Genomic DNA, 11,943 nt, shown 5'->3' on the forward strand with positions numbered 1-11,943 from the left:
TGGTTGGTAACTACAAACCCCCACAGTGGACTTTCACCACCTAGTTAATCGCCATGCGTGGCACACCAAAAAAAAGAGCACCGATTGCTCGATGCTCCAAGGATGGTATCTATGGTTCATAGATAAAGGGGAACTGCGATATATGCAAACGGGACAAGTCCCGGAATGCAACGAATTCAATACCTGAGCAAACTCTTACTGCTGTGGAGTTTTGCTCAACTTCACACTTGCTGTGTTCTTCACGCCATCACGATAGTAGGTAATTTCCACGCTCTCGTCCGGCTTCTTGTTCAAAGTCAGGAATTTGCGCAGCTGGGCACCATTGGTAATATCCTTGTTATCCATTTTGACGATGACGTCGTACTGACGCAGACCCGCCACACCCGCCGGCGAGAATTTACCTACCTCGTTGCGAATGACTACACCCGCCGTTACTTCATCCGGCAGATTCAGTGTTTCCTTCCAGTTATAACGCGGTACATTGGTCAAATCATACGGGGTAACCCCAAGGTACGCGCGTTCGAGCTTGCCATTTTCCATCAGCTCCGAGACAATTTTTTTCACATCATTGATCGGAAGGGCGAAGCCCAGTCCCTCAATCCCGGACTTGGAGATTTTCAATGTATTGATCCCAATTACTTGCCCATGAATGTTGACGAGAGCACCACCGCTGTTACCTGGGTTGATAGCCGCGTCGGTCTGCAGGACGTCCAATTCCCAGTCGTCCTGCCCATCTCCGTCAAAGTCCATTGGCATCGAGCGCTCCAGCGAGCTGATGATCCCTTGTGTGACGGTGCGGGAGAATTTCATGCCCAGCGGGTTCCCGATGGCAATCGCAGGCTCTCCCACCCGAAGTGTGGACGAATCGCCCAGCTCAGCTACGGTCAACACCTTGGAACCGTCGATTTCCAATACGGCCAGGTCTGTGAACATATCGTAGCCCAATACCTTGGCGTCTACTTTTTCACCGCCTGGTAATGCAACCTCCAGCTTTTGCGCCTGGTCGATCACATGGTAGTTGGTAATGATATGCGCTTTTCCGTTTTTCTTCTGAAAAATGACTCCTGAGCCCTGACCTTGCTCGATGTCTTCCGAAGAATTGCTCCAGTAATTGGTCCGAGTACGACCGATGTTGATGATCCCAACGACGGCGTTTTCCGCTTTTTCTACCGCCTGCACGGTTCCCGTATCGACGGAGACAGAGATAGGCTGGGCAAACAGATTCGCTGCCGGATTGCTCATGGCATTCGTCGCTCCCGACTGCACCATGTTGATGTAACCGGCGTTTGACAGAGTTGGCAGCATGAGCAGTACGACCATTCCTCCAATCACCGCCGATGTGATGGACGTCATGATCAAGCGTCCAACACCTGGCGCACGTTTTCTTTTTCGTTCCACATGATTCAAATCATCATAAAAACCCATAAGTCCATTCTCCTTCCTCTATTACTAGGGTAACAGGTTTTTTTACGCTCTATACTTGTCTGGGGTTGCTGTTATTTGTTTCCCGCTGTTTTCATCCTCATTTCCCTATGGAGCAGTATCCTTACCTGCTTCCCTCTGATACCCACAGTATACGCTCCTCTTTTGGCAAAATCGCGTGAGAAATATGGAAAGGTTGTGGAATGTGCAAAGGCTCTCGGAATAATTCACCGAGAGCCCGGATATGATAGATTAAGAGCTTTTGTACACACGTTTCAAAACAGCAGAAAAAGGAGTGATAGAGTTGAAAGAAGTTCAATTACATGCAAAACTGGCTGACCTGCAAGAGGTGGATTACCATAATACGCTGGTCCTTCACTCCATGATTGCCGTCATGATTGACAAGGGCTTCTTCACACAGGACGAGCTTACCCGCAAGATGAATGAACTCGACTCCCAGCTGACCTTTCAGATCGAAACATACACCCGAATTTCTGATGCATTGCTAAGCCGCACCAATCCGGACAAGCCTATTACGTTCAATCGCAACGTTTAATTTTCTACAGCACTTCCAACCTGGTGGGCCGATCCGGGTACGTGTCTCGCAGATGAACATCGTCGCCCACTTTCAGTCCCTGTTCTTCCAGAATATTTTTGACCGTCAGACGAGCGAGATCAATCATGTTGTTCTCCTTGCTCAAATGCGCAAGATATACACGCTCTGCTCCACCATTGAGGCATTCTATCAAAGCCTCTCCAGCCGATTCGTTGGACAGGTGGCCAACATCGCTTAAGATCCTGCGCTTGATGCTCCAGGGGTACTGGGACATGCGCAACAGCTCCACATCGTGGTTGGACTCGAAGATGTAGGCATCCGCGCCACGAATCGTGTCCTTGATTCGCTCGCTGACATAGCCTAGATCCGTTGCGACACTCAGCTTCTTGTTTCCTTGATAAAAACAGAAGCCCATCGGCTCCGCTGCATCGTGGGAAATTCCGAACGATTCGATGCCCAAGTCCTCGAGCTCTTGCTTTTCGCCCACTCCAAACAGTCGCCGTTGATCCTCCTTGATCGTGCCAATCTGACCGTCCAGCTCGTTCCACGTCTTGGCGTTGGCGTAAATCGGCAGTCCATAGCGACGTGCCATTACCCCAACGCCCTTGATATGATCGACATGCTCATGTGTGACCAGGATCGCGCTGAGCTCTTCCGGCTTCACCCCGATTGTCTGCAGGGCCGCTTCCGCCTGCTTCCCCGTAATCCCTACGTCAATCAACACAGAGACTCGATCCGTCGCCACGTAGATAGCGTTGCCTGTACTTCCACTTGCTAAAACACTGAATTTCACCGATCATCCCTCTTCCCGCCAGCGTTCCCTAGCTGTCTCATTACCCGAAAACTTGCTGTCTCTATCTTTTGGTCATCAAAGGCCGCTCCACGGCACCTGTAATCGCATTGACATAGTGAAGCTTGCCATCATGAATGACTCGCCAGACGGGTACCAGCGATTGGATATCAGCATCATAGGAGCCAAAATAGCCAAGGCTTACACTTTCGATTCGCTCTCCCGGCTCGATGATCTGCTTCTCCACCAAAGAGCGAAGTGCTACATATCCGGAAATGACTTGTCTGGCACCTTCCTGCTCACGAAGCTGCAGGTACGTTTGTCTGTAGCCAAGAATAGCTCCTGTATCCAGACTGACCTCCAGAGGAGCCACGAACACAGGCACCTTCTCATACGTCTGCCAGTACAGCAATCTACTCTGATTGGATTGATACAAATCAGCCGTATACTGCTCTCCGTACAACAGTAATGGCCCTAGCTGACGCAAAAGCTCGCCCGGCACAATTTGTCCACGAATCTGAATCGGCGGGATCAGCTCTGCATGCAAGGCTTTCTTTTCCATCGTCGCCTTGACGCCAGGCAGCTCCTGCATGTGAAAAGGATTAATCCCCAGATACTCGGCCTGCAAATAACTCATCTCCGGTGTTTCCTGCGGGATCTCAGTCGCCAGCGTGATGTTTTGCTGACTCAGAAAAAGCTCGGTCTCCCACTTGTCACTGCGCGTCAGCTCCTGAGCGCTCCAACCGCTGATTCTGGTCACATACACCTGATAGCCGAGGAATATATCGAGCAGAAGAAAAGCCCAGATCAGAATTGTCTTGGTTCTACTCCAATCCATTCGCCCTGCCTCCCCCTTCGTTGGATTTAGCAGGAATAAGCAGCGTAGGCTGATTTGGCACTTCCACCACCCATGTCGGGATCAACTCGATATAATCGTCAGACACAAAAGTCTGATAAGCCAAATACGTATTCGAAATCTCCTCGGTATTGGCCAGATTTTTATCCCGAATCAACTGATAGAGCTCTGGCCCCGACATGACCGTCAAGTCCCTGTTGGTGATGTACGTTTCCAGATCCAGCATCGAACGGCTCATCGTGACTACCTGACCGGCTTCCGATATGATCTCAATGGTATCGATCGGCTTTTCTCCCTTGCTGACCAATGGATAGGCACCGATATACTGTCGAAACGTTATACTATCCTTGTCGTTATAGCTCTTCTTGATATCCTCGAGATAATAGTCATCGAGCCAGCCCAAATGCTTGTTGACGAAGCTGACCGCGCTTTGGAGCTTCTCTTCATCGGTTATAGGCAGTATTCTCTGCTGGTACGCCGGGTCTGTAAACGTGATCGCCTTCTGTTCAGACCTCACCTGAATCGAACGGCTGCCATCTGTATAGATGACCGTCTTGTCCCTTTCCATGATCTGTCGAACCAGAGTGGGATCGAGGAAATAGGCCTCCATCAGCTGCTCTGTAGGTACCGTCGTATAGGAGAAGCGGAATTGCTGCATCCTGATTTGATGCTTTGGCAGGTAATACATGTGCCAGTAGGAATACCCTTTCGACTCCGGATCGGATGTATTGTACTTCGCAGGAATCACTACCTTCATGATCTGCTCTGGCATTTGATTGCCATTGGCCAGATACGATTCGCGCAAATCCTTTGGACTAATGGAAGTGCGTGAGCGCATGACCTTCTCCTCTTCACCCGATAGAAACAACGCATAGACAAGATCTTCCTCCGGTTCATGGTACAGCCAGATCCGGTCAATCCCCATCAAACGAATATTATACTCCTCCCGAAACGTCACCAGCCTGCCTACTGCTGACAAGGGAAGATTGCTTCTGAAGCGAACCTCCAACCCCAACTTTTCCCGGGCAATTTCCTCCCACTTTTCATGTGTAAGTGTATACGGGGTGAAGTCGAGAAAAATCCATCTGGGCATCTCGCGCATGATCATGCTGTACTGCCCATCTGTCGCTACCGCTTTTGTATGGCGATCTTGTCCGTAATGAAAAACGACAGCAGATGGTGTGATCATTTTCTCCAGCGATTTTTCAAGTACCGGCTTTGACTCCGTATACTTGGCCGGCTCGATAAACTGTAAGTTCGGCTGATTGATCCAGATCATCCCGGTCAAACAAAAGCTGGTTATGACGAGCAAGCTGAGAATGACGGTTTTTGCCGTTTCCAACCACCGCTTCATCTCGCACTCCCCCCTTGAAACAACGGAACCCAGAACGTGACTGTCGTCCCTGCGTTCAATTCGCTGGTGATCTCAATATCGGCTCCATGTGCTTGCACCAGTTCCCTGGCGATAGCCAGTCCCAGACCCGTTCCGCCCTGACCGCGCGAACGCGCTTTGTCTACGCGGTAAAATCTTTCGAAAATCCGCTTCAAGTCTCGACTCGGAATTCCAATTCCCGTATCGGTGATCGAGATTTGAACGCGATTTTGAGCATGGATTTGGGCATGCACCACGACACGCCCACCCTGAGGGGTGTATTTGACCGCGTTGGAAAGCAGGTTGTCCAACACCTGATTGATCGCGTCCTGATCGATATAGACCGAAGGCAACGGTTTCGGTATATCCAGAGCAAGCGTGACCTCCTGTTGTTCACTGAACATCGAGAAGCGATCAACCGCATAACGCAGCATCTGGTTCATATCCACTTCCTTGCAGTGGAGACGAACCCCTTGTGAATCAAAGCGAGACAGCTGCAGCAAGTCATTGACCAGCCGGATCATCCGCTCGGTCTCAGACATGGTGACACGCAGAAAACGGTTAGACAGCTCCTTTTCCTCCACTGCGCCATCCAACAATGCCTCCACATAGCTTTTGATCGTCGTAAGCGGCGTACGCAGCTCGTGGGAAACATTCGCTACGAACTCCCTGCGCTGATGTTCCATCTGCTGCTGTTCGGTAACATCAGCGACAACCGCGATGATGCCCCCTCGCTTTCCGCTGTCGTGCTGCAACGGCGTGAACATCACACGTAATATCACTTCTTCACGGTTGGGCAGCACCATTTCGATAAAAAGCGGCTCTGTTTGCAGATGGAGCGGCATCTCTTCCTCTGGTGGTAGTCCCAGCAGCTCAGGCAACGTTCTCCCTTTGTTGATCACATCCCACATCTCCACCTGCAGCATCTCTTCCGCAGCCCGGTTCAGCAAAATGATCTGACCGTCCCGGCTGGCAGCAATCACGCCATCCGACATGTTGCTTAAGATGCTAGCCAGCTTTTCCCGCTCTTCTTCCTGCTGTAAAATCGCTTCCTGAAGCCGACGTGTCATATGGTTGAATGCCATCCCCAGTTGACCGATCTCATCCGTGCTGTAGACGCGAACGTTGCTTTTAAAGTCCCCGTCTGCCACTGATCTTGCCTGGCGGGTCATTTCCTTCACCGGCTTGGTGATTGTCCGCGCCAGTACGAAGCCCAATCCAGCCGTAATCAACAAAGCGATCATGGTACCGGAGGCCAGGATTCCGTTCATTTTGCGAATCGTGGTATACGTCCCCTCCATCGATGCGACCATATACACGGCACCGTAGACGATCTGATCTCCCTTGATCGGAAGGACAAGCACCTTCACTCTCGCCCCTGTCCGTGGATCGATCCGCATCGATTCGCTTCGTGTTCCCAAGAGCGCGACCGTCACCTCTGGCTGCGACGTTCGACGGCCGATAATGCTTCGGTCCTCCGTCGTGCTGAGAACTGTCCCAGTCTGGTCAATCACCTGTACGTTCGCTCCGTTGATCTTCACCAGGTTGTTGATCAGGTTGTCGATGTCCAGGCGCATTTGCTCGACGTTCTCCTCCTTTGCCTCCCGCGAGCGCAGATCGCTCTCCAAAAGACTCGCCAACAGGCTCGCTTGGGCATTGAGCGCCTCAGAGAAGTTGTTGATATAGTAGCTCTCGACTTCTCTGGCAAAGTAAGCGCCAATAAACTGCATGGCTAACAAGATCAACAGCATGTAGATCACGACAATCTTCCATTGGATCGTCTTGAACAGCCGCCTCATCCAGGCGTTCCTCCGACTCCTGGGTTGCGCATGGAATAGCCCAGACCTCGGCGCGTTATGATATATTTTGGTTGACTCGGGTCATCCTCGATTTTTTCCCGCAATCGGCGAATCGTGACATCTACAGTCCGGACATCGCCAAAATAGTCAAAGCCCCACACCGACTGGAGTAGATGCTCACGGGTCAATACCTGTCCCTGATGACGAGCCAGATAGACCAGCAACTCGAATTCTCGATGCGTCAATTCCTGCTCCAGCGGGCTGCCGCCTTTTTCTACCGTATACGAGTTCAGGTCGATGTCCAGTTCATGAATGCGCAGAAGCCGGTTCTCCTGCTCTTCTGCCTTTGGCTTGTTGCGGCGCAAATGCGCTTTTACCCGCGCTACCAGTTCACGCGAGCTGAATGGTTTGGTGACGTAATCGTCAGCTCCCAGCTCCAACCCCAACACCTTGTCCAGCTCGGAATCTTTTGCTGTCAGCATGATGATCGGCACATCGTATGATTGACGCACGGCCCGACATACCTCCATGCCATCCCGACCTGGAAGCATGACATCTAGCAAAATCAGATCGGGGCGCTCTTCCTGTACGGCAGTCAATGCCTCTTCTCCGTCGTACGCGCACACCACCTGATACCCTTCTCGTTCAAACGTAAATTTCAAAATATCTGCAATCGGTTTTTCGTCGTCAACTACCAGGAGTTTTGCCATTTTGCTTCCTCCTCTCTCAGAAGAAATTCTACTTTCCGTGTCTCTATTCCTCTAGATTACACGATGTTATACCCGTAATGAAGCCCTCGAGGCGCTCCACACGTCAGCCAAACCTTTCCTTTGGTGCTGCTAAACAACAAAGGAGCACTCTGATCAGAGCACTCCTTTCATTTCCATATAACTTTTTGCTTATTTTAAGAAACGCATTGGGTTCTGAGCTCGTCCATTTTGTAGGACCTCAAAATGCAGGTGAACCCCAGTGGAATTTCCGGTAGAACCCTTCACGCCGATTTTCTTGCCTTGCTGCACGACATCGCCAACTTTTACATGGATCGTGCTCAAGTGACCATACAAGGTCTGCATGCCATTTCCGTGGTCGATGATGATCGCTTTTCCATAGCCACCATCCCAGCCAGCAAACTTGACGCGGCCGTTATCGGCAGCCATGACTGATCCAGACCCGGCAATATCAATTCCTTTGTGCAATTTACCCCAGCGTGATCCAAAACCACTGCTGATATATCCTTGAGCTGGCCAGGCAAGACGGCCTGTCCCACGAGAAGGGATGACTTTGGTTCCCCGCTCCACGACTTTGATGACGGGCTCGTCCACAACATCTTGCTTCAGGATGTTGCGCGCAACAACTTGTCCATTCTCTTTCACCACTTCGTACTCAACAAGCTTGCTGCCGTTCTTGCCTTCCTGGACCACCTTGGTCTCTCCCTTTGGCAAGGTTTCGTTGTTGTTGTACTGCGTGTTGAAAGGAATCTCTTCTTTTTGCGTCACATTTTCCTTTACCTGTACCGTAACCAATGGACGGATTGCCGTTACATTGATTTGTTGACCGAGCTTGAGAACGGTGTTCTCTGTAATGCCCGGATTATTTGCGTAAATATCTTTCGATGTGATGTCATACTGTTTGGCGATGCAACCAATGCAATCACCCTCAACTACCGTATGGACCATATCCTTGAACGTACCCTTGATGAGGAGCTCCTCTAGCTTGTCCGCCGGCAGGATCTGAGCAGATGGCACAGTCTCACGCTGCACGTCTACCTTTTCCTTGAAGGCAACTTCCTTGACAGGACTCGCCTCAGGCGCGCTCAGAGAAGCGGCAGCCACCGCGCTTTTCTTTTCCCCATTAGCAGTCATTGTAGCTAGTTTTTCAGCCGGAATACCCGAATACTTCGCTTTCACCTTAGCGAGCACTTGATCGGCAACAGCCTGATCAGATACATACCCGACAGGTTGTCCATCGATAACCAGCTTTACGGCGTCTACCTTGAAGTCAGCAATGGCTGACAGTGCCTTTACGGCTGCCTCGTTGTCATATTCCCCTTTGTACAAACGCTCTTCCTGGAAGCTAATCGAGTCTGAAAGCGTGAAGTTATAGCCACTCTTCGATTTTTCCTCATCCAGCTTGGCTGCGGTCCAGTTCTGAATCACTTCAGGGCTGTCCACTACTCCAATTTCCTTACCGTTAACGATCACATGGTAAATCGAGTTGATGTTGCTTGTGTAATAGTACTGAGCAGATGCTCCCGTGGTTACGGTGAGCAGAAATACAGACGTTACAGTAATGACTTGCTTTTTATGAGTGGTGATGTAAGTGCTTGTATGCTTCATCGTGCGTTTCGCCATATCACTACACTTGCGAACGACCTGTTTCGACCGTTCCTGCAGCTCGGCCTTCCATTTGGCCCATTGCATAACTTGTCCCTCCTGAAAACAGATACAGCATGCTTACCGTCTATTTCCTGAAAATTTTAAATATACTAACTAGGTACTTTATACCAAATCTTGGTTTCCATTAATCTGCCAAATTGCCTAAAGAAACCAACTATGTCGACTTTACCATAAAAATATCGATATCAGCAAGTGTAAAATGCCGTCGAATAAAAAAGTAGTATAGGATGTGTCATGATATATCCATGATATTGGAAAAATTTATGATGATTTTTAGGGGGTTATTGTGTGAAGGAGCAAAATATTCTGGCAGGTTTTTCAACCGAAGAAGCTGCTACTCAAGCCAAAAAAGCACTACTGGAAGCCGGATTTTCGACTGTACAGATCGACCATGTTGGACAATTTCCGGGAAGTGGTGTGGATTCTATCCTAAATCCGATCACAGGAGAGTTTTCTTCTCTTGCCAGTCTTACCCTGTCTGGAGACTTCCCAAGCGGCCGTGACGCCAGCGTCCTGGCTGCAGCAGACCCCGATGCGAGCGGTATGGCAGACAGTGGAGACGACCCTTTTACGCCATTTTTGCTGACTGCCGTCGTTCCTGCGGATCGCAACGCTGAGGCCACCGAAATCATCCGTTCTTTTGGTGGAATGGTTTAATTAAAAAATAAGCAGCCACCTTCTCCACTAAAGGTAGAGGGTGGCTCACCGTTTTTTGCACATGTAGGGGTTACACCTCGAACATAGACGTGACGTCTTTTAGTGCCAATCGACGAATGGTCGTTTTTTCGGCATCGCGTTGCTTGTAGGTGGTGATGAAGCAGAGGTATCCCTTGTTATAATGAGTCATGGTTCCCTTGATGACGCAGCCATTCACCATCTTCACCTGCACGTTCTTCCCCAGTAGCTTCATGGCCTTCTGATCGAATCCCATCATACGTGATCACCTCTCCATTTCCTGCCTTTGCTTTTACCATATGCCCAGAAGGTACAGAATCGTGTCTGTCCTGCTTAAAAAAATGTGAAAAAACCTGTGATATAAAAAACGGGCAGGAGCCGCTTAGTCTCCCTGCCCGTTAGAATGTTGCGATCTGTTAAGCCCGCTCTGCGATCATTCCGTCGTAATTTCTTCCCCTTTTTCATCGACACCTAAAGCATTGCGAGCCATCGTTCGATACTCCTCCAAACCAGATTTCAATGCAAAGTCTGCGAGAAGTACGGGAGATGCGGACATCCGCTCGATGATATGGTCCTGCATTCGCGGTAGAGCGACCCCGCCAATTGCCATGACGGGGTCGCTAATTCGGTTAACTCACATTCATTAACCCCAGATGCCGCGAACAACAACTGTTTGCTCACGATCTGGACCAACGGAGAATATAGACATTGGAATACCAGTCAATTGCGTGATGCGCTCGATGTAATGACGCGCATTTTCCGGCAGATCATTCAGGTTGCGGATACCGGTGATATCCTCAGACCAACCTGGCAGCTCTTCGTATACAGGCTCACACTTCGCCAGCAGATTGAGGTTGGCCGGGAAGGATTCGATAATCTCGCCATTGTACTTGTACGCTGTGCAAATACGCAGCGATTCGATGCCTGTCAAGGTATCCAGCTTGGTAATCGCCAGACCAGTGATGCCGCTGACACGACGGGCATGGCGCACGACCACGCTATCGAACCAGCCTACACGGCGTGGACGACCAGTAGTTGTACCGTACTCGAAGCCTACTTCGCGGATGTGATCACCTGTCTCATCTGTCAGCTCAGTCAGGAACGGGCCATCACCTACGCGAGTGGTATACGCTTTGGCTACACCGATAACTTGATTGATTTTGGTAGGTCCTACACCGGAACCAATGGTCACTCCACCTGCAATCGGATTGGAGGAGGTTACGTAAGGATACGTACCTTGGTCGATATCCAAGAGCACACCTTGCGCTCCTTCAAACAAAACGCGGTTGCCGTTGTCAATCGTATCGTTCAGGACAACAGATGTATCTGTCACATAAGGGCGAATGATTTCCGCATAGCCCAGATATTCGTCCATGACTTCTTGCAGATCAAAACCAGTTGTATTGTATAGCTTCTCCAGCAAGAGATTTTTCTCAGCCAGATTACGCTCCAATTTGCGTGCAAACTCTTCACGATCCAACAAATCAGCGATGCGAATACCGATACGAGCGGCTTTATCCATGTAAGCTGGACCAATACCTTTGCGTGTTGTACCAATTTTGTTCACTCCGCGGCTATCCTCTTCTACCCCATCCAGTTTGATGTGGTAAGGAAGGATCAAATGAGCGCGGTCACTGATGCGCAGATTTTTCGTGGAAAAACCAAAGCTGTGGATGTATTCCAGCTCTTTGACAAGAGCTTTCGGGTCAATCACCATACCATTGCCGATTACACAAATCTTGTCTGTATAAAAAATTCCGGATGGAATCAAGTGCAGCTTGTATTTGTTACCACCAAAAATAATGGTATGTCCAGCATTGTTACCACCTTGGTAACGAGCCACTACCTCTGCGCTCTCCGCCAAATAATCGGTAATCTTTCCTTTACCTTCATCGCCCCACTGGGTTCCGACGACAACGACTGTTGACATCGAAAAACACCTCCTGATATCATCATGTCCTTTTGGGCCTGAAACAATCTAAGTGTACTAAACCATTTCCTGTATGTCAATTAAAATACGAACGTTTCAATGGAAAGTTGAGTATATGTTCGGTAATTATCCATTTGAAAAAAAGAA

General features: G+C 49.7%; 12 protein-coding genes. 2 read left to right on the forward strand and 10 right to left on the reverse strand.

Features of this window, described 5'->3' with window-relative positions:
- Positions 1-195: 195 nt before the first annotated feature.
- On the reverse strand, positions 196-1,425 hold the full coding sequence (locus JZI27_RS20990; RefSeq protein WP_280209121.1) for a S1C family serine protease: 1,230 nt from the start codon (positions 1,423-1,425) through the stop codon (positions 196-198).
- A gap of 301 nt (positions 1,426-1,726) precedes the next feature.
- On the opposite strand from JZI27_RS20990, the gene JZI27_RS20995 reads away from it, so the two are divergent.
- Positions 1,727-1,978 carry a hypothetical protein gene (locus tag JZI27_RS20995; RefSeq protein ID WP_251244822.1) on the forward strand — a complete coding sequence of 84 codons (252 nt, stop codon included), beginning with the start codon at positions 1,727-1,729 and terminating at the stop codon, positions 1,976-1,978.
- Between the two features lie 4 nt (positions 1,979-1,982).
- Here the strand turns inward: JZI27_RS20995 and JZI27_RS21000 are convergent, their stop codons facing one another.
- From JZI27_RS21000 to JZI27_RS21025, 6 genes are all read right to left on the reverse strand, one after another.
- Positions 1,983-2,771 (reverse strand): MBL fold metallo-hydrolase, encoded by a 789-nt coding sequence (locus tag JZI27_RS21000; RefSeq protein ID WP_122909509.1) that lies wholly within the window; start codon positions 2,769-2,771, stop codon positions 1,983-1,985.
- A gap of 61 nt (positions 2,772-2,832) precedes the next feature.
- Complete coding sequence (locus JZI27_RS21005; protein WP_251244821.1) at positions 2,833-3,606, reverse strand: two-component system regulatory protein YycI; 774 nt, start codon at positions 3,604-3,606, stop codon at positions 2,833-2,835.
- Positions 3,593-4,978, reverse strand: a complete 1,386-nt coding sequence (locus JZI27_RS21010) for a YycH family regulatory protein (RefSeq protein WP_280209125.1) — start codon at positions 4,976-4,978, stop codon at positions 3,593-3,595. Before JZI27_RS21010 ends, JZI27_RS21005 begins: the two co-directional genes overlap by 14 nt.
- Positions 4,975-6,795: a cell wall metabolism sensor histidine kinase WalK gene (gene walK, locus JZI27_RS21015; RefSeq protein ID WP_251244819.1), complete on the reverse strand. Its 1,821-nt coding sequence runs from the start codon at positions 6,793-6,795 to the stop codon at positions 4,975-4,977. The genes JZI27_RS21010 and walK overlap by 4 nt, the downstream gene beginning before the upstream one ends.
- The gene (yycF, locus tag JZI27_RS21020; protein WP_122909513.1) at positions 6,792-7,505 is read right to left on the reverse strand and encodes a response regulator YycF; all 714 of its coding nucleotides are present in this window, start codon (positions 7,503-7,505) and stop codon (positions 6,792-6,794) included. The genes walK and yycF overlap by 4 nt, the downstream gene beginning before the upstream one ends.
- A gap of 189 nt (positions 7,506-7,694) precedes the next feature.
- Positions 7,695-9,215 (reverse strand): peptidoglycan DD-metalloendopeptidase family protein, encoded by a 1,521-nt coding sequence (locus JZI27_RS21025; RefSeq protein ID WP_280209129.1) that lies wholly within the window; start codon positions 9,213-9,215, stop codon positions 7,695-7,697.
- A 264-nt stretch (positions 9,216-9,479) separates the two neighbouring features.
- On the opposite strand from JZI27_RS21025, the gene JZI27_RS21030 reads away from it, so the two are divergent.
- Entirely contained in the window at positions 9,480-9,848 is a 369-nt protein-coding gene (locus JZI27_RS21030) for a hypothetical protein (RefSeq protein WP_280209130.1), read from the forward strand.
- Between the two features lie 70 nt (positions 9,849-9,918).
- Here JZI27_RS21030 and JZI27_RS21035 read toward each other — a convergent pair whose 3' ends face one another.
- The 3 genes from JZI27_RS21035 to JZI27_RS21045 form a co-directional block, all read right to left on the reverse strand.
- Positions 9,919-10,122, reverse strand: coding sequence for a hypothetical protein (locus JZI27_RS21035; protein WP_412850222.1), 204 nt, complete (start codon positions 10,120-10,122; stop codon positions 9,919-9,921).
- 177 nt (positions 10,123-10,299) lie between these two features.
- Positions 10,300-10,476, reverse strand: coding sequence for a hypothetical protein (locus JZI27_RS21040; protein WP_280209131.1), 177 nt, complete (start codon positions 10,474-10,476; stop codon positions 10,300-10,302).
- A gap of 33 nt (positions 10,477-10,509) precedes the next feature.
- Positions 10,510-11,796: an adenylosuccinate synthase gene (locus JZI27_RS21045; RefSeq protein ID WP_280209132.1), complete on the reverse strand. Its 1,287-nt coding sequence runs from the start codon at positions 11,794-11,796 to the stop codon at positions 10,510-10,512.
- Positions 11,797-11,943 lie beyond the last annotated feature (147 nt).

It is taken from the genome of Brevibacillus sp. AY1 (assembly GCF_029870785.1).
Lineage (GTDB): Bacteria > Bacillota > Bacilli > Brevibacillales > Brevibacillaceae > Brevibacillus > Brevibacillus invocatus.